The sequence below is a fragment of the Neptuniibacter pectenicola genome (assembly GCF_001597735.1).
Classification (GTDB): Bacteria; Pseudomonadota; Gammaproteobacteria; order Pseudomonadales; family Balneatricaceae; genus Neptuniibacter; species Neptuniibacter pectenicola.
The window spans coordinates 1-247 of record NZ_LUTS01000164.1; the positions used below are offsets into that span (position 1 = coordinate 1).

1 protein-coding gene is annotated in these 247 nt (G+C 48.6%); it reads left to right on the forward strand.

The genetic code is table 11. The features are described 5' to 3' along the window. Positions 1-247: M48 family metalloprotease (locus A3773_RS17350; RefSeq protein ID WP_156473579.1), on the forward strand; the 247-nt coding region annotated here is incomplete at both ends.

Sequence of the window (247 nt, forward strand, 5' to 3'; positions counted from 1 at the left end):
TATACAGGGCTGTTGAATGTAGCAGTAACCCCAGACCAACTCGCTACAGTTATAGGCCATGAGGTGGCTCACGTTTTGGCTGACCACAGTAACGAACGTTTATCACAATCACAGTTAGCCAATACGGGACTTCAAATTACCAACGCTGCACTTGGTGGTTCTCAGTATCGCGATGTAACGATGGCCGCTTTGGGTGTTGGGGTTCAATATGGGGTGATCTTACCTTACGGTCGAACTCAAGAGTCGG